The organism is Arthrobacter sp. Y3223166 (assembly GCF_059090935.1).
Genome location: NZ_JBNHGE010000008.1, coordinates 50835 through 68379, shown reverse-complemented (window position 1 = coordinate 68379; position 17545 = coordinate 50835). Strand labels below are relative to the sequence as shown.

Annotated in this window: 14 protein-coding genes and 1 tRNA gene; 9 read left to right on the top strand and 6 right to left on the bottom strand. The window is 67.9% G+C overall.

The genetic code is table 11. From position 1 onward, the window contains the following. Positions 1-28 precede the first annotated feature (28 nt). The gene (locus tag AC5RUH_RS06155) at positions 29-1249 is read right to left on the bottom strand and encodes an ROK family protein (RefSeq protein WP_494073761.1); all 1221 of its coding nucleotides are present in this window, start codon (positions 1247-1249) and stop codon (positions 29-31) included. A gap of 129 nt (positions 1250-1378) precedes the next feature. On the opposite strand from AC5RUH_RS06155, the gene AC5RUH_RS06150 reads away from it, so the two are divergent. Next, positions 1379-2446, top strand: coding sequence for a Gfo/Idh/MocA family protein (locus tag AC5RUH_RS06150; RefSeq protein ID WP_494073762.1), 1068 nt, complete (start codon positions 1379-1381; stop codon positions 2444-2446). Between the two features lie 100 nt (positions 2447-2546). Here the strand turns inward: AC5RUH_RS06150 and AC5RUH_RS06145 are convergent. The 5 genes from AC5RUH_RS06145 to AC5RUH_RS06125 form a co-directional block, all read right to left on the bottom strand. Beyond that, positions 2547-2619, bottom strand: a tRNA-Lys gene (locus AC5RUH_RS06145). Positions 2620-2730: 111 nt separating this feature from the next. Then, entirely contained in the window at positions 2731-3810 is a 1080-nt protein-coding gene (locus tag AC5RUH_RS06140) for a PQQ-dependent sugar dehydrogenase (RefSeq protein ID WP_494000039.1), read from the bottom strand. 3 nt (positions 3811-3813) lie between these two features. Next, on the bottom strand, positions 3814-4383 hold the full coding sequence (locus tag AC5RUH_RS06135; RefSeq protein ID WP_494073764.1) for a hypothetical protein: 570 nt from the start codon (positions 4381-4383) through the stop codon (positions 3814-3816). Positions 4384-4539: 156 nt separating this feature from the next. Beyond that, positions 4540-4965, bottom strand: coding sequence for a hypothetical protein (locus tag AC5RUH_RS06130; protein WP_494012359.1), 426 nt, complete (start codon positions 4963-4965; stop codon positions 4540-4542). A gap of 148 nt (positions 4966-5113) precedes the next feature. After that, on the bottom strand, positions 5114-5269 hold the full coding sequence (locus AC5RUH_RS06125) for a hypothetical protein (RefSeq protein WP_494000036.1): 156 nt from the start codon (positions 5267-5269) through the stop codon (positions 5114-5116). Positions 5270-5341: 72 nt separating this feature from the next. Between AC5RUH_RS06125 and AC5RUH_RS06120 the strand changes: the two genes are divergently transcribed. From AC5RUH_RS06120 to AC5RUH_RS06085, 8 genes are all read left to right on the top strand, one after another. Next, positions 5342-6259: a LysR family transcriptional regulator gene (locus AC5RUH_RS06120; protein WP_494128150.1), complete on the top strand. Its 918-nt coding sequence runs from the start codon at positions 5342-5344 to the stop codon at positions 6257-6259. A gap of 175 nt (positions 6260-6434) precedes the next feature. Next, positions 6435-8138 (top strand): dihydroxy-acid dehydratase, encoded by a 1704-nt coding sequence (gene ilvD / locus AC5RUH_RS06115; RefSeq protein ID WP_494128149.1) that lies wholly within the window; start codon positions 6435-6437, stop codon positions 8136-8138. A 356-nt stretch (positions 8139-8494) separates the two neighbouring features. After that, positions 8495-10396, top strand: a complete 1902-nt coding sequence (locus tag AC5RUH_RS06110; RefSeq protein ID WP_494128148.1) for an acetolactate synthase large subunit — start codon at positions 8495-8497, stop codon at positions 10394-10396. 2 nt (positions 10397-10398) lie between these two features. Beyond that, positions 10399-10911 (top strand): acetolactate synthase small subunit, encoded by a 513-nt coding sequence (gene ilvN, locus AC5RUH_RS06105; RefSeq protein ID WP_493979937.1) that lies wholly within the window; start codon positions 10399-10401, stop codon positions 10909-10911. A gap of 35 nt (positions 10912-10946) precedes the next feature. Beyond that, positions 10947-11972: a ketol-acid reductoisomerase gene (ilvC, locus tag AC5RUH_RS06100; protein ID WP_494128147.1), complete on the top strand. Its 1026-nt coding sequence runs from the start codon at positions 10947-10949 to the stop codon at positions 11970-11972. Positions 11973-12253: 281 nt separating this feature from the next. Then, entirely contained in the window at positions 12254-13843 is a 1590-nt protein-coding gene (serA, locus tag AC5RUH_RS06095; protein WP_494000032.1) for a phosphoglycerate dehydrogenase, read from the top strand. Positions 13844-14009: 166 nt separating this feature from the next. Then, positions 14010-16823: an ABC transporter permease gene (locus AC5RUH_RS06090; protein ID WP_494128146.1), complete on the top strand. Its 2814-nt coding sequence runs from the start codon at positions 14010-14012 to the stop codon at positions 16821-16823. Next, positions 16820-17521, top strand: a complete 702-nt coding sequence (locus AC5RUH_RS06085) for an ABC transporter ATP-binding protein (RefSeq protein ID WP_494000030.1) — start codon at positions 16820-16822, stop codon at positions 17519-17521. The genes AC5RUH_RS06090 and AC5RUH_RS06085 overlap by 4 nt, the downstream gene beginning before the upstream one ends. Positions 17522-17545: the final 24 nt, after the last annotated feature.

Below are 17545 nucleotides of genomic sequence, written 5' to 3'. Positions count from 1 at the left end.
CCCCTCGTCGGGATACGCGACGCCCCTGTCAGGCGACGAAGGAGTAGGCAGCGGGGTCGGCCAGGAGGTCTGCAAATACCAGTTCAGCCGCGCCGACCATGAGAAGATTGGCGCCCAGCTGAGGTCGGGAAATGTGAACACTTTGGCGTGAAACCGGCAGCGATTCCCGGGAGACGAGGTGCTCCAGCCGCTCCGGATCGGCTGCATGCAAGGAACCCAGAAAGCCGCCCAGAATGATCAACTCCGGATTCAGGATGTTGATTGCGTTGCCCAGGGCAATGGCGAGGTATTCCTGCTGCCGGTCAACAACAGCCCGAACCTCGGCAGAAGTGGATGAAAGCAGCGCCTCCTCCAGTTCGTCCACGTCCGCGGATGCCAATCCGAGGGCGGCAAGCAGGGCATCGCGGGTAACTTCGGATTCCAAGGTGCCTCGGGCGTGCGCGGTGTCAAGCCCTCCGCCGCTTCTGATCCGGGTGTGGCCCAGCTCCCCGGCATGACCGGCGACGCCTGTCACGGCGTGGCCTCCGCTGATGATGCCGCCACCGATGCCGCTGGCCCCGCCGTTGAGGTAAATCATGTCGCTGACCCGTCGGGCGGACCCAAAGGTCCTTTCGGCGAGAGCACCAAGGCTCGCATCGTTGGCGGCTTTCACGGGATACCCGGTGGCAGCGGCCAGCATCTCGGCAATCGGTTCATCGGTCCACTCCAGGTGCGGGGCCAGCCGCACGAGCCCGTCCCGCGTCCTCACCAAACCCGGGACAGCGACGCCGATCCCTGCGATCCGGGTCCCGTCAGTCTTCATTCCTTCGATGATCGCCGCACTGATGTTGACCGCTTCCCGGACGCTGGGGGCCCTGTCCGTTTCATAGCGGACCCGTTTCTGGACAACGCCGCCCAGGCAGACGGCACCGACGGTCACCGCGTCGATCTCGGGATTGACCGCGATCGCCACTGTCGCCGGGTTGGGGCGCACCACGGCACTCGGCCGCCCGACACCGTTACTTGAGTCGGGGCTCGTTTCCAAGACCAGTCCGAGCTCGGCAAGCTCGCCGACCAAGGCACCGATTGTCGACCTGTTCAGCCCTGTTTTCCGGGTCAGCTCGGAGCGGGGAACGGGGCCGGCATGATGCACGAACTGAAGAATGGTTGAGAGGTTATGCCGGCGAATGCTGTCGAGGTTGTTCCCAGCCCGCGGGGCCGGCAGCGGCCGCCCGTGGCTGGTGCCAACCTGCGCGTCTGATGAATTCAACCAAGCCTCCCTGGATTCTGGACAAGAAACAACTGCGTAACTTATCGTTCAACCGCAGGCTACTCCATCCCCATTGCTCCCAATTGTTAATTCCTTGAACAAATTATGGCACAAGAGTAATCTTCCGGTATGTTGAACGCCCAAGGCCCTCCGCGGCCTGTCCGCACCGGCTTGGTGGGCTACGGGCTGGCCGGAAAAGTCTTTCATGGGCCCTTCCTCGGCGCCCTTCCGGAGTTCTCCCTGGACGTCATCGCGACGGCCCACCCGGAACGGAGGCTGCAGGCCGCCAAGGACCATCCCGCTGCAGAGATTGTTGCAGACGCCAACGAAATGCTGGCGGGGGGCCTGGATCTGGAATTGGTGGTGCTAGCCGGCCCTCCCCACACCCATGTGGATCAAGCGCTGGCAGCACTGGACGCGGGCTTGGCGGTGATCGTGGACAAGCCCTTCGTGCCAACGGTCGGCGACGGCGAGCAACTGATAGAACGGGCAGAACGCGTCGGGAAACCCCTGATCGTGTTCCAGAACCGGAGGTGGGACGGGGACTTCCGAACGGTGCGGAAGATGCTGGCCGAGGGGCATCTGGGACGGGTCTATCAGTTTGAATCGAACTTTGAGCACTGGGCGCCCAAAGTCGTTGACCGCTGGCAGGATACGACGCCTCCGCACCTGGCCGGCGGGATCACGTTTGATCTGGGCAGCCACCTCATAGACCAGGCCTTGGTGCTGTTCGGTCCGGTTGAAGAGGTCCGTGCCGACGTGCGCACCGTTCGTGATGGCGGCGGCAACGACGACGTCAGCCTCATTGAGCTATTCCACTCGAACGGCGTGCATTCGCGGCTCTGGATGAGCCGGGTGGCGGCGCAAGCCGGACCCCGCTTCCGCGTTCTGGGGACCGAAAGCGCCTATGTCAGCTATGGCCTGGACGGCCAGGAACCGGCCTTGGCGGCGGGGGCAGTCCCAACTGATCCAGGGTTCGGCGCCGAGCCCGAAAGCACGTGGGGCACGCTCGGCATCCGGGCGCCGGGCCATCCCGCCCCCATTGCGGTGCCGACCGAACGAGGCGACTACCTTGGGTTTTACCGGGCTGCGGCTCTGGCGGTCCGGGGAAGCGGGCCCATCCCGGTTAATCCCCGGGAGGCTTTGGAGGTCGTCCGGGTGATCGAACGAATCCATCAGTTGGCGAAGCCCGGCTAGGGATGCTGCGGGCGTGTCGCTTCCGAAGACCTTGTCCCGCCGTCAAAGAACGGAAAACCCCGCCTGACCGGGCTTTCGCCAATCAGACGGGGTTTGTCTGTGCACCCCCCGGGACTCGAACCCGGAACCCATTGATTAAGAGTCAATTGCTCTGCCAGTTGAGCTAGAGGTGCAGCTGTCGGTGAGGGGCCGGCGCCGGTTTCCCGGGCGCTTTCTCCCTCGCAACGACATGTAACTCTAGCAGGACTTTTCCGCGAATGTGAAATTGAGGCGGCCTTTGTCGCCTACTTCACAGAAACCGCCAGCATCCGGTCCTCGTCGGTGCCGTTGGTGAGTACCCAGAGCCGGCCGTCCGGGGCAGCGGCCACGTCGCGCAGCCGGCCGTATTCTCCTTCGTAAAAGGCCTCGGGCTCTCCGGCCTCGGTGCCGTCGAGCTCCACCCGCCAGAGCCGCTGGCCGCGCAGCGCGGCGATCCACGCCGTCCCGTCCACCAGGGCCATGCCGCTGGGGGAGGCCTCGGCCGTGGACGGCCAGACCACCTTGGCGTCGATGAACCGCTCGTCGCCGGGGGCTCCGGTAACGTCCGGCCAGCCGTAGTTGCCGCCGGGCTCGATCAGGTTCAGCTCGTCGTCCCGGTCGGGGCCGAACTCCGTAATCCAGAGCCTGCCGTCGGCGTCCCACGCCAGCCCCTGCACATTGCGGTGGCCGAAGCTGTAGACCGGGCTGTCGCCGAAGGGGTTGCCGGGGGCAGGGTCGCCGTCGGGCGTGACCCGTAGGATCTTGCCGCCCAGAGAGGAGAGATCCTGGGAGCGGGAGGAATCGGCGGCGTCGCCGGTGGCGATGTACAAGTAGCCGTCCGGGCCGAACTTGAGCCGCCCGCCGTTGTGGATCCCGGCTTTGGGAATGCCCGTGACGATTTCCTGCCCGTCGCTGAGCCGGCCGTCGTCCCAGCGGTAGCTGAGAACCCTGTTGTCCTCCGGCGAGGTGAGGTAGACGTAGAGCCGGGCGTCGGCGTCGAAATCGGGGCTGGGCTCCAGCCCCAGCAGGCCGGCCTCGCCGGTGGTTTCCAGCGCGGAGTCCACGGGCACGGCGGCAACCGTTTCGCCGTCGACCACGTGTTTGATCAGGCCGGTGTCGTTCTCGGAAATGAGGGCACTGCCGTCGGGCAGTACGGCTATGGACCACGGTTCGGCCAGGCCCGAGGCTGCCGCTTCCACGTCCGGGCTGGTAGCGGCGCCGCCGCTACTGTCCGGCCGGCCGCTGCCGCCGACGCTGCAACCAGCCAAAACGGCCGCCAGCGCTACGGCCAGGGCCAAGGGGGCAAACCGAAGCGGCAGGATGCGCCGATCCGCTTGGTCGTCCATCCGTCAGCCTCGTTTCCGGTCCGCTCCGTTCCCATCCTCGGCCTCCACGGACGGTTCGATGACCGCCTCGCCCGCGTAACCGAGCCATTCGGTCTCATCGTAGAGCGGTTTCTCCGTGACCGCCGCCTGCTCCGCTGCCGCGTCCTCGACATCGGCCGGCACCGGCTCGTCCGCGCCGAAGCCGCCGGCAGCCGACGTGCCGGTGTCGCCCGGGGACTCCGGCATGGTCTCCTCCACCATCAGGTCCTCGTCGAATGCCCGCGGCGTGCGGCCGGTCGTTGGGTTCCCGCTGGCAGTGCCGGAGGGGGCGTGCATCAGGTTCGACGGCGTGGGGGCGGCCTCGGAGGGGGCGTGCATCAGGTTCGACGGCGTGGGGGCGGTCTCGGAGGGCGCGTGCGCCAGGTTCGACGGCGTGGGGGCGGGTCCGGAGGGGGCGTGCGCCGGATTCGCCGGCGCGGAGGCGGCCAGGGATCCGGCCTTCGTGGAGCGGGACTTGCGGCTGAACAACCGGCACAGCAGGGCGGTCGCGAGGGTGGCTGCGACGGCGGTCCTGATTCCCCATCTCCGGTCCATGGCCTTCACCTTCGGTTGATGGTTGTGCTGCATCCGGTCCCGACGTTACGTGCGGGACACGGCAGTGTCTATAGCCTCCCGTGGCCGGTTCCGTCTCCGAAAACGTGAGGTGGACCGGCAGGTTGAGGCGATGCTTTGCAGGCCCGGGGCGGGCCGCTAGGCCCGGAAGATCAGCTCCGCCATGAAGCTGTGGAAGTCGGGCTGGTCTTCGGACTGGTCGATCGTGTGGCCCTCGGCGGGCAGCCTGCCTTCGGCCTGGACGCCGAACCGGAACGTCCTGCCGGTGCTGGTGCCCACTTCGTATTCCCCGCCGCCGAGCTGGACTGCGTGGGACATGTTGGTCATGTTGATCGCGACGGGGGTGCCGCCGGCCGTCAGCGCGGAGCCGTCGAACGGCGCGATGACCAGTTCCTGCGGCCGCCAGCGGTAACCGATCACGTAAAAGTCTTCGGTCCCGCCCTGCGTCCGGTGCGCATCGTCCTGGCGGCCGCTGGCGAAGACGAGGTTGTAGTCGCCGTAGTTGGGAATCTGGGAGTCAAAGATGGCGCTAAGCGCGTCCTTGAGTTCGTCGCTGGTGGGCATGTGGCCTTCGGAAGGTGCGTAATCGGGCGGGAGTGCTGGGCGCCTGCGGCGCCGGAAGCGCGGGGCGCTGCCGTCAGCCTAAGGAACCGGACCCACAAAAAAGCGCCTGGCCCATGTGGTGCCCGGCGCTTGATTGTAAAGGTGGAAGTCAGACGGCGTCGACCGCTTTCACCGGCATGGCCGAATGGTCGGTCTCCCACGTGTGGCTGCGGGGAACCGGGCCATGGTCGCGGCGGACAACGACGGCGAGGCGCGCCAAGACGGCGGCCATCCCTACTGCGGTCAGGGCAACTGAGACTGTCATGCCGCTATTGTCAACCGGGGCAACCGTCAAGTTCAAGCTAACGTTACTTACCTCACTATGTAGTATCTCTTTATGGACATGAGGCGGCTGCAGATTTTGCGGGAACTGGGCGACCGCGGGTCAGTCGTCGCCACCGCCGCTGCGATGAAGATCACAGCCTCGGCCGTCTCCCAGCAGCTGAAGGCGCTGCAGAAGGAGGTGGGCGTCACGCTGGTGGAGAAAGCCGGCAGGGGAGTGCGGCTGACCGAGGCCGGGCTGGCCATGGCAGCAGCCGCCGCGGACGTCTCCGCGGCGATGGAGCGGGCGCAGGCCACCGTGGACGGCTACCGCAGCGGCTGGCAAAACCAAATCCGTGCCGCGTTCTTTCCCAGTGCGGCGGAAATGTTCCTGCCGGGCCTGATGTACCGGCTGCAGGACATCGAGGGGCTGCACTTCGACCCCTGCCTGGAAGACCCGTCCGTCGAGGGGTTCCTGCCGCTGGCGGCCGACTACGACCTGGTGCTGGCCCACAGCCAGCAGGGCGTTGAGGCCTTCGCCCGCAACGGCATCACCGTGCTGCCGTTGCTGGACGAACCACTGGACGTGGCCATGCCCGCCGGCCATCCGCTGGCGGCACTGGACGTCCTCCGGCCCGAGGACGTGGTGGACCACCCGTGGATCGGCGTCCCGCAGGGCTTTCCCTTCGAGCAGGTGCTGCGCCAGATCGAAGCGCGCACCGGCAGGCTCGCCAAGCGCACCACACGCTACGCCGACCTGCGCGTGATGGAGGCCATGGTGGCCGCCGGGCACGGGCTCGCCGTGGTCCCGCGCTTTACCTCCCGGAAGGCGCAGTCCACCCGCGGCTTCGTGATGCGCCCGCTGGAGGGGATCCGCGCCCGCCGGACCATCGTGGTGCTGGCCCGCAGCGACGTGGCCGAGCGCAGCAGCGTGCACCGCGTGATCGGAATGCTGCAGCAGGAGGCGGCGGCGATCGCCAGCCAGCAGGGCTGAGGGCGGCCGGATCCGGGCAGCCCCGGCGCGCGGCAGGGCGGCCGCATCCGGGCAGCCCGGCGCGGTGCAGGGCGGCCGGATCCGGGCGGCCCGGGCCGGGGGGCGCCGGGGCAGCCGAGGCACCGCCGTCGTAATATGGCCCTGCCATGGCGGCGCGGGTCATAGAATCGATGCCATGAGTGCGGACGCAACCCCAGACATCAAGCCCCGTAGCCGGGTAGTAACCGATGGCATCCACGCCGCTCCGGCGCGCGGCATGCTCCGAGCCGTAGGGATGGGCGACGAGGACTTCGCCAAGCCGCAGATCGGCATCGCGAGCTCCTGGAACGAAATCACCCCCTGCAACCTGTCGCTGAACCGGCTGGCCCAGGGCGCCAAGGAAGGCGTCCACGCCGGCGGCGGTTTCCCGATGCAGTTCGGCACCATCTCCGTCTCCGACGGCATTTCCATGGGGCACGAGGGCATGCACTTCTCGCTGGTCTCCCGCGAGGTCATCGCCGACTCGGTGGAAACGGTCATGATGGCCGAGCGCCTCGACGGTTCCGTGCTGCTGGCCGGCTGCGACAAGTCGCTGCCGGGCATGCTGATGGCCGCCGCCCGCCTGAACCTCTCCTCGGTGTTCCTCTACGCCGGCACGATCATGCCGGGCTTCGCGAAGATGGAGGACGGTTCGGAGAAGGAAGTCACGCTGATCGACGCCTTCGAAGCAGTGGGGGCCTGCGCCGCCGGCAAGATGAGCCGCAAGGACTTGGACTCGATCGAACGCGCCATCTGCCCGGGCGAAGGCGCCTGCGGCGGCATGTACACGGCCAACACCATGGCCTCCATCGGCGAGGCCATGGGAATGTCCCTGCCGGGCTCGGCCGCGCCGCCCTCGGCGGACCGCCGCCGCGACAACTTCGCGCACAAGTCCGGCGAGGCCGTGGTGAACCTGCTGCGCAAGGGCATCCGCGCCCGCGACATCATGACCAAGAAGGCCTTCGAGAACGCCATCGCGGTGACCATGGCCTTCGGCGGCTCCACCAACGCCGTGCTGCACCTGCTGGCGATCGCCCGTGAGGCGGAGGTGGACCTGACGCTGGACGACTTCAACCGGATCGGCGACAAGGTCCCGCACCTGGCCGACATGAAGCCCTTCGGCCGCCACGTGATGTTCGACCTGGACAAGATCGGCGGCGTCCCGGTGGTCATGAAGGCGCTGCTGGATGCGGGCCTGCTGCACGGCGACTGCCTGACCGTGACCGGCAAGACCGTGGCCGAGAACCTGGCGGCCATCAACCCGCCGGACCCGGACGGCAAGATCCTGCGCGCTCTGGACAACCCCATCCACAAGACCGGCGGCGTGACCATCCTGCACGGTTCGCTGGCTCCCGAGGGCGCCGTGGTCAAGTCCGCGGGCTTCGACGCCGACGTCTTCCAAGGCACCGCCCGCGTGTTCGAACGCGAGCAGGGCGCCCTGGACGCGCTGGACAACGGGCAGATCAAGGCCGGCGACGTGGTGGTCATCCGCTACGAGGGCCCCAAGGGCGGCCCGGGCATGCGCGAGATGCTGGCCATCACGGGCGCGATCAAGGGCGCCGGGCTCGGCAAGGACGTGCTGCTGCTCACCGACGGCCGGTTCTCCGGCGGCACCACCGGCCTGTGCATCGGGCACGTGGCGCCGGAAGCCGTCGACGGCGGCCCCATCGCGTTCGTGCGCGACGGCGATCTGATCCGCGTGGACATCGCCGCCCGCAGCTTCGACCTGCTGGTCGACGAGGCCGAACTGGAAGCGCGCCGGGTGGGCTGGGAACCGCTGGCGCCGAAGTTCACCACCGGCGTGCTGGCCAAGTACGTCAAGCTCGTGAACTCCGCCTCCACCGGCGCGTACTGCAGCTGAATCACGACGGCGGGCGCCTCCCCTCCGCGAGGTGGGCGCCCGCCGTCGTGACCCTCCCGGGCGCCGGGAGTCCATTATTTGGACTCAGGTGCCCAAATAATGAGACGGCGACGTCTCAGGTTGACACTGATATCCGCGTGGCACGAGACTGAAGCCATGCAAAGCGTATCCGTGGTCGTCCTTACCAAGCGCGTGGCGTAAACGCCCGTCTGGCACGACCACGTCACGCGCGAAACCCCATCGGAGCCAACCGGCTCGACGGGGTTTTTTTATTTGCAGAAGAGAACAGGGCCGTTCCCCGCTCGCGGAGGACGGCAAGCACATCAGAGAACATCAAGATCCGCAAAGGAAATCCGATGACTAAGGGATCGCCAATCAGCCCCTCGCTGATGGCCAATAAGGCGCCGGCCTCGCCCGACGCTGTCAAAACCAAAGATGTAGCTACCTCTGTCTCTTCCGTCGTGGACGGCCTCAGCCCGGTAGTCGGGCCGAACAACATCGTGCCGCCCACGGAAATGACCGGCTCACAAGCCGTTGTCCGTTCGCTGGAAGAACTGGGCGTCGATGACGTCTTCGGGTTGCCGGGCGGGGCCATCCTCCCCACCTACGACCCGCTCATGGATTCGGCCAAGATCAACCACGTCTTGGTCCGTCATGAACAGGGTGCAGGCCACGCCGCACAGGGTTATGCCATGGTCACCGGCCGCCCCGGTGTCTGCATTGTCACCTCCGGCCCGGGGGCCACCAACCTGGTCACCGCCATTGCCGACGCGCACATGGACTCGGTGCCGATGGTGGCGATCACCGGGCAGGTCTCCTCGGCCGTGATCGGCTCGGACGCGTTCCAGGAAGCGGACATCGTCGGCATCACCATGCCGATCACCAAGCACTCCTACCTGGTCACCAAGGCGCAGGACATTCCCCGCGCCCTGGCCGAGGCGTTCCATATCGCCACCACCGGCCGCCCCGGCCCGGTGCTGGTGGACATCACCAAGGACGCCCAGCAGTCCACGATGAGCTTTTCGTGGCCGCCGAAGATCGACATCCCCGGCTACCGCACCGTGGTCCGCGGGCACTCCAAGCAGGTCCGCGAGGCCGCCAAGCTGATCGCCGCGGCGGAGCGCCCGGCCTTCTACGTGGGCGGCGGCGTGATCAAGGCCCACGCGTCGCAGGAGCTGCGCGAGCTGGCCGAGCTGGTGGGCGCCCCGGTGGCCACCACGCTGATGGCCCGCGGCGTGTTCCCGGACTCGCACCCGCAGCACGTGGGGATGCCGGGCATGCACGGCTCCGTCTCGGCGGTGACTGCGCTGCAGCAGGCCGACCTGCTGATCACGCTCGGCGCCCGCTTCGACGACCGCGTCACCGGCGTGCTGAGCAGCTTCGCCCCGGGTGCCAAGGTGATCCACGCGGACATCGACCCGGCGGAAATCTCCAAGAACCGCACCGCCGACGTGCCGATCGTCGGTTCGGTGAAGGAGATCATTCCGGAACTGGCCGAGGCCTGCCGCGAGCGGTTCGCCGCCGAGGGAACCCCGGACCTCTCCGCCTGGTGGGCCACGCTGGAGCGGCTGCGCGAGACCTACCCGCTGGGCTTCGCCGAGCCCGACGACGGCCTGATGGCCCCGCAGCAGGTGATCCAGCGGATCGGCGAGCTGACCGGGCCGGAAGGCGTCTACGTCGCCGGGGTGGGCCAGCACCAGATGTGGAGCGCGCAGTTCATCAAGTACGAGCGCCCGCACGCCTGGCTGAACTCCGGCGGCCTGGGCACCATGGGCTACTCGGTGCCGGCCGCCATGGGCGCCAAGGTGGGCAACCCGGACCGCGTGGTCTGGGCCATCGACGGCGACGGCTGCTTCCAGATGACCAACCAGGAACTGGCCACCTGCCGGCTGAACAACATCCCCATCAAGGTCGCGGTGATCAACAACTCCTCGCTGGGCATGGTCCGCCAGTGGCAGACCCTGTTCTACGACGGCCGGTACTCCAACACCGACCTGAACACCGGGCACGACACCGTGCGGGTGCCGGACTTCGTGAAGATGGCCGACGCCTACGACTGCGTCGGCCTGCGCTGCGAACGTCCGGAGGACATCGACGCCATCATTCAGCAGGCGCTGGCGATCAACGACCGCCCCGTGGTGATCGACTTCGTGGTCAGCCCCAACGCCATGGTGTGGCCGATGGTCCCCTCCGGCGTGAGCAACGACCTGATCCAGATTGCCCGCGACATGACCCCCGAGTGGGAAGAGGAGGACTAGGAATGTCCCGCCATACCCTTTCAGTGCTGGTGGAGGACGTCCCGGGCGTGCTGACCCGCGTCGCCAGCCTCTTCGCCCGCCGGGCGTTCAACATCCATTCTCTGGCCGTCGGCCCCACGGAAGCAGACGGGTTCTCCCGCATTACCGTGGTGGTCGAGGCCGAGGGCGACCTGCTGGAGCAGGTCACCAAACAACTGAACAAGCTCATCAACGTCATCAAGATTGTCGAGCTGGTTCCCGAAACTTCCGTGCAACGCGACCACATCCTGGTCAAGGTCCGCGCGGATGCCGCAACACGGCTGCAGGTAACCCAGGCAGCAGACTTGTTCCGCGCCTCCGTGGTCGACGTGTCCACCGACTCGTTGGTCCTGGAGGCCACCGGCACCGCCGATAAGCTCGAGGCCCTGCTTGCAGTGCTGGAGCCGTTTGGCATCCGCGAAATAGTCCAATCCGGAACGCTGGCCATTGGCCGCGGCTCCCGCTCCATGAGCGACCGCGCGCTGCGTTCCGCCTGATTCCTTTCCACGCAATCCCAACAGGAGAAACCTAAGTGACTGAGCTGTATTACGACGACGACGCCGACCTTTCGATCATCCAGGGCCGCAAGGTCGCTGTCATTGGCTACGGCAGCCAGGGCCATGCCCATGCCCTGAGCCTGCGCGACTCCGGCGTCGACGTCCGCGTCGGCCTGGCCGAGGGATCCAAGTCCCGCGCCAAGGCCGAGGCCGAGGGCCTGAAGGTCCTCTCCGTCGCCGACGCTGCCGCCGAGGCCGACGTCATCATGATCCTGACCCCGGACCAGGTCCAGGCGCAGGTCTACGCCGAGTCCATCGCCGACAAGCTCGAAGAGGGCAACGCGCTGTTCTTCGGCCACGGCTTCAACATCCGCTACGGCTTCATCCAGCCGCCGGCCAACGTCGACGTCGCCCTGGTCGCCCCGAAGGGCCCGGGCCACATCGTGCGCCGCGAGTTCGAGGCCGGCCGCGGTGTCCCGGACCTGATCGCCATCGAGCAGGACTTCACCGGCAGCGCCAAGGCCCTGGCGCTCTCCTACGCCAAGGGCATCGGCGGCACCCGCGCCGGCGTCATCGAGACCACGTTCACCGAAGAGACCGAGACCGACCTGTTCGGCGAGCAGGCAGTGCTCTGCGGCGGCGCCTCGCAGCTGGTGCAGTACGGCTTCGAGACCCTGACCGAGGCCGGCTACAAGCCGGAGATCGCCTACTTCGAGGTGCTGCACGAGCTCAAGCTGATCGTCGACCTGATGGTCGAAGGCGGCATCGCCAAGCAGCGCTGGTCGGTCTCCGACACCGCCGAGTTCGGCGACTACGTCTCCGGCCCGCGCGTGATCACCCCGGAGGTGAAGGAGAACATGAAGGCCGTCCTGGCCGACATCCAGAACGGCTCCTTCGCCAAGCGGTTCATGGACGACCAGGCCAACGGCGCCAAGGAGTTCCTGGAGCTGCGCCAGAAGGGCGAAGACCACCCGATCGAGGCCACCGGCCGCGAACTGCGCAAGCTGTTCTCCTGGATCAAGTCCGACGACGACTACACCGAGGGCGTAGCAGCCCGCTAGGTCAGTCCGACGGCCGGCGCCCACTGCGGGCGCCGGCCGTCGCGTTTCCGGAAGGCCCCGCCGTCGTCGTCGCGGCTCCCGAGGCGCGCCGTCGTCGTCGTCATGTTTCCGTGGCGCCCGCCGTCGTCGTCACGATTCCCATGGCCCGCCGTTTCGCCGGGCCGGTGCCGGCCGGCCGGTACCGGTAACAACTGGGGGACAGGGCCGCAGCCGTTCTAGACTGGAGTCACCCCCATCTATACGCACGGCCATCACCATGCTTGCAGCGAAGGAACACCCCTGTGGAAAAACCAGTAGTCCTGCTGGCGGAGGAACTCTCCCCGGCGACCATCGAAGCCCTCGGGCCCGACTTCGAGATCCGGCAGACCGATGGAGCCGACAGGTCCCAGCTGCTGGCCGCGATTGCCGACGTCGACGCCATCCTGGTCCGCTCCGCCACCAAGGTGGACGCCGAGGCCATTGCCGCGGCCAAGAACCTGAAGGTCATCGCCCGCGCCGGCGTGGGCCTGGACAACGTGGACATCAAGGCCGCCACCCAGGCCGGCGTCATGGTCGTGAACGCCCCGACCTCCAACATCGTCTCCGCCGCTGAACTGACCGTCGGCCACATCCTGGCCCTGGCCCGCCACATCCCCGCCGCGAACGCCTCGCTCAAGGGCGGCGAGTGGAAGCGCTCCAAGTACACCGGCACCGAGATCTACGAGAAGAAGATCGGCATCATCGGCCTGGGCCGCATCGGCGCCCTGATCGCCGCGCGCATGCAGGCGTTCGAGACCCAGATCCTGGCCTACGACCCGTACGTGACCAGCGCCCGCGCCGCCCAGCTGGGCGTGCAGCTGGTCAGCCTGGACGAGCTGCTGGAGCAGTCCGACTTCATCACCATCCACATGCCGAAGACCCCGGAGACGGTGGGCATGATCGGTGCCGCCGCCTTCGAAAAGATGAAGCCCACAGCCTGCGTGGTCAACGTGGCCCGCGGCGGCCTGATCGACGAAGCCGCGCTCTACGACGCGCTGAAGGAAGGCAAGATCGCCGGCGCCGCCATCGACGTCTTCGTCACCGAGCCGAGCACCGACCTGCCGTTCTTCGAACTGGAGAACGTGGTGGTCACCCCGCACCTGGGCGCCTCCACCGAGGAAGCGCAGGAGAAGGCCGGCATCTCCGTGGCCAAGTCCGTGCGCCTGGCGCTGGCCGGGGAACTGGTGCCCGACGCCGTGAACGTGGCCGGCGGCGTGATCGCCCCGGACGTCCGCCCGGGCATCCCGCTGATCGAAAAGCTCGGCCGGATCTTCACCGCGCTGACCCACGATTCGGTGACCCAGATCGACGTCGAAGTGGCCGGCGAGATCGCCGAGCTGGACGTGAAGGCGCTGGAACTGGCCGCGCTCAAGGGCGTCTTCCGGGACGTCGTCTCCGAGCAGGTCTCCTACGTCAACGCCCCCGTGCTGGCCGAGCAGCGCGGCATCAACACCCGCCTGATCACCACCACGGAGTCTGAAGAGTACCGCAACGTGCTCACCATCCGCGGCGCCCTGTCGGACGGTTCCCAGATCTCCGTCTCCGGCACGCTGACCGGCCCCAAGCAGATCCAGAAGATCGTGGCCATCAACGGCTACGAGGTGGAAATGCCGATCAGCGAACACGTGATCGTCTTCCTCTACGAGGACCGTCCGGGCGTCATCGGCACCCTGGGCCGGCTGCTGGGCGAGCAGGACATCAACATCGCCGGCATGCAGGTGGCCCGCAACGACGCCAGCAAGCAGGCGTTGGCCGTGCTGACCGTGGACAGCGCCCTGCCGCAGGACCTGCTGGAAAGGCTCAGCGCGGAGATCGGCGCCGTCGTGGCCCGCGAAGTCGACCTGCAGGACTGACTCTCGCCGCGCGGTAAAGCGCGCCCGGTCCCTGCTGTTCCCCCCGGGGCCGGGCGGGCTTTACGCAGACCCGCGGGTCGATTCCTCGCCTGCGCTCACCTCGTGAGAACCTTAATGCCGGGTCAATTCGACCTCTGGCCTTTTTGCTGCCGTATGGAGTGATTCTGTGGAAATCCGGTTCAACGCTGCGTCACGCTTCATGCGCAGCCGTTCGCTCGTGGTGACGGTCGCCGTCCTGATCGCGGCAATGGTCCTTTCCATTTTCGTCCAGGGTCGGGCACAGGCATCGCTGACCCGGATCGTCGACGCCAACACCCGCGGCGTGTACGACATCCTGGTCCTGCCCGAGGGCACCGCGGGCGACGAACTGCGCCAGCCGGACTTCCTCAGCGGCAACGGCGGCATCGCCGCGTCGGATCTGGAGCAGGTCCGGGGGATCGACGGCGTCTCCGTCGCCGCCCCGATTTCGCTCGTGTCCAAGGTGGTCCAGGACATCGAGTTCCCGCAGCTGAAGGCCACCGATTATGTCGGCTACAACCCGAACATCGAGCAGTACCTCAAGGGCCAGGGCATCAAGGACGCCGTGCCGAAGGAAGAGTGGCCGGCGCCGGATTCCGTCTTCAACGAAGAACCGACGAACTACCGGATCACCGCCAAGGCCGTCAGCTCCGACGGCCTGACGGACACCGTCCTCTTTGAAACAGCCGCCGAGGGTTCCCTGGGCCAGGCGAAGCTGGAGGAGCTGAAAGTACCCGGCGGCACCAGCCTGCGCACCGTGGCCCCCAAGGGCGAAACCGGCATCAAGTTCCCGGACCCGGCCGGCGGCAGCATGCACGGCGATTTCGACACCACCATCGCGCTGCCCATGCTCCCGCAGATCACCGAGACGGTGGTTGCCGTGGACCCGGCGGCCGAATCCGCGCTGCTCGGCGAGGCCGGCGACTTCCTGGCCCCGCTCAAGCAGGCACCGGAACCGACCGACCGCAACGCCCAGGAACTGGGCCAGCACTTCTCCTCGCAGTTCGGCATGGGCATGTTCTCCGAGGGCGGCGAAGGCGCCGCCATCGACGGGCACCCGTTCGAGTTCTGGAGCCCGTTCTTTGTCCAGTACCAGAACGCGGTGGAAGCCGGCACGCTGGACGAGGAATCCCAGGTCATCCCCATGGTGGTCCGTTCCGGCACCGACCTGGACCTGACCTACTCGGTCACCATCGAAGAACTGGACGACGCCGGCAACACTGTCTCGGAGGTCGGCACCGTCAGCAAGGAGCTGGGGGAGGGCTACCTGCCCTTCGCCTCCAGCAAGCCCTTCCAGCTGCGCTGGCCCGGCGGCGAGGACTACAACTACCTGCTGGGCTCCGGCGGCGTCCAGATGGTCGCCGGCCTGCACCAGCCGCCGGTGTGGACCACGGACTTCATGTCCAACCCGGAGTTCACCGCCGGGGACGCCGCCAGCGACGGGAGCGCGGAGCAGACCGCCACGCCGCAGGGTTGGATCCAGGTCAACAAGCTGCCGGAGAAGACCCTCCAGTGGCAGCTGGAACCGGACCAGAGCCAGCGGGAACCGGTGGAAGAGCAGTCCTACCGCAGCACCGTGGATTCCGGCGGCGAATCCGCCACTCCGCTGCCCTTCGTCTACGGCACCTTCGACGCGTCCGCGGTGCGCGAGGCCGCCGGCGACGTGAACTACCTGCCGTTGGGCGGGTACGACCCGACGCCGGTGACCATCACCGAAGACGCCGAGGGCAACAACGTCGACGACACCGTGATGAAGCCGGGCCTCAGCGGCGCCGGCCTGTCCGTGCAGTCCGCGGGCGCCATCACCGACTTCGCCGGACTGGCCGCCGTCCGCGGCACGAGCGCCGAGGAGCCTGTCATCGACGCGGTCCGCGTCCGCGTCGACGCCGCCGGCTCGTGGGCCGACGCCGAAGACCAGATCAACGCCGTGGCCGCCGCGATCGAGGACCTCGGCCTGCAGACCCAGGTGGTGGCCGGCTCGGCCCGCGAAGACGTGTCCATCTACGTGCCGGACTACCACAAGGACGCCTCCGGCACGGTCAGCGACCTCGGCACCGTGCAGCAGTCCTGGGTCCGCCAGGGCGCGGCCGGCGAGGTGCAGGGCGCCCTGAGCGCCTCCAGCGCGGCGCTGCTGGCCCTGACCGTCGGCGGCGCGGCGCTGTTGACCGCCGCCAGCGCCGTCGCCTTCACCCGCTCCCGCCGGACCGAAGCCGTGACGCTGCGGGCCATGGGCTGGAACCGGCGGCGCATCCGTTCCTGGTTCCTGAACGAGCTGCTGGTCGGCGGCGTCGCCGTGCTGGTGGTAGCCGTCGTGGCCAGCGCCATCAGCCGCAGCGCCGTGACGCTGTGGGTGTCGCTGATCGCGCTGGTCGTCTACGGTGCCTCCGCCTTCATCTCCGCCGCCATGCTCAAGCCGCACCCGGCGAAGGACGTCGAACCGTCCGGGGCGGCCGGCGTGCCGTCGGTGAAGACCCCGCTGCAGTTCGCCGCCCGCCAGCTGAGCACCAACCGGTTCAACACCGTGGCCATCGCGTTGGGCGTCGCGGTGCTCGGGGCCGCGGCCGGAGCCCTGATGGCGGTGCTGGCCGACATTCCGCGGGCAGCCGGCAGCACGGCGCTCGGTTCGCTGGCCGCCGCACAGCTGAGCGGCCTGAACATCGCGCTGGCGCTGCTCGGCGTGGTCACGGCGCTGTTGCTGGCGCTGATGACCACCCGGTTCGAGGCGCGCCGCAAGCGCGAACAGTTTGCCATCCTCGGCGCCATGGGTTGGACGCCCACGCTGCTGCTGCAGGCCCGCCGCGGCGAGGCCGGCATCACCGCCGCCGTCGCCCTGCCGCTGGCGGTCATCGGCGCCGTCGTGACCGCCCTGTTTATTGCACCGCATACCGCGGTGTGGGCCGCTGCCGCTGGCATCGCGGCCGTGCTCCTTTGGTTTGTTTTGATGACAAGGACCCGGAAATGATCGAAGAACCCCTGACCCGCGCCGCCACCAAGGAGCGCACCGCCGACCATGCCATGCCGGTGGAGCTGCGGGGCATCACCATCCGGTACGACGGCGGTGCCGAGCCGCTCGTGATTGCCGACGACTTCGACCTCGGCCTGGAAGCCGGCACCATGCACTGTCTGGCCGGCCGCAGCGGCTCCGGCAAGACCAGCATCCTCACCGTGGCCGCCGGGCTGCAGCAGCCCACGGCCGGCGAGGTGTTCTGGCAGGGCGACGCCCTCAGCGCCATGGATGACGACGAGATCTCCGACCGCCGCCGGGCCCTGATCGGCTACGTGGACCAGGGCGGCGCGCTGATCGACGGCATGAGCGCGCTGGAGAACGTCCTGCTGCCGGCCGTGCCCGACGGCAAGGTGGAAGAGCGCACCGAGATGGCCAAGGACCTGCTGGACCTGGTCGGGCTGGGCCGCCGCATGCGCCACCGTCCGGGCCAGCTCTCCGGCGGCGAACGCCAGCGGGTGGCCATCGCCCGGGCGCTGATCCTGGGCACCAAGGTCCTGGTCGTGGACGAGCCCACCGCCAACCTGGACCGCGAACAGGCCAACAAGATCATCCACATCCTGAAGGACACCACCAAGGACGGCATTGCCGTGCTCGTGGCGTCCCACGACCAGGAACTCATCAAGGCCGCGGACAGCAGCACCCGGATGAACTAGGCGCTCACGGCCCCTGATCTGGAG

Bases quoted from the DNA above. Each gene is read 5' to 3' on its own strand.
- AC5RUH_RS06150 (WP_494073762.1), top strand. From the start codon at position 1,379: ATGTTGAACGCCCAAGGCCCTCCGCGGCCTGTCCGCACCGGCTTGGTG.
- AC5RUH_RS06140 (WP_494000039.1), bottom strand. From the start codon at position 3,810: ATGGACGACCAAGCGGATCGGCGCATCCTGCCGCTTCGGTTTGCCCCC.
- AC5RUH_RS06135 (WP_494073764.1), bottom strand. From the start codon at position 4,383: ATGGACCGGAGATGGGGAATCAGGACCGCCGTCGCAGCCACCCTCGCG.
- AC5RUH_RS06130 (WP_494012359.1), bottom strand. From the start codon at position 4,965: ATGCCCACCAGCGACGAACTCAAGGACGCGCTTAGCGCCATCTTTGAC.
- AC5RUH_RS06125 (WP_494000036.1), bottom strand. From the start codon at position 5,269: ATGACAGTCTCAGTTGCCCTGACCGCAGTAGGGATGGCCGCCGTCTTG.
- AC5RUH_RS06120 (WP_494128150.1), top strand. From the start codon at position 5,342: ATGGACATGAGGCGGCTGCAGATTTTGCGGGAACTGGGCGACCGCGGG.
- ilvD (WP_494128149.1), top strand. From the start codon at position 6,435: ATGAGTGCGGACGCAACCCCAGACATCAAGCCCCGTAGCCGGGTAGTA.
- AC5RUH_RS06110 (WP_494128148.1), top strand. From the start codon at position 8,495: ATGACTAAGGGATCGCCAATCAGCCCCTCGCTGATGGCCAATAAGGCG.
- ilvN (WP_493979937.1), top strand. From the start codon at position 10,399: ATGTCCCGCCATACCCTTTCAGTGCTGGTGGAGGACGTCCCGGGCGTG.
- AC5RUH_RS06085 (WP_494000030.1), top strand. From the start codon at position 16,820: ATGATCGAAGAACCCCTGACCCGCGCCGCCACCAAGGAGCGCACCGCC.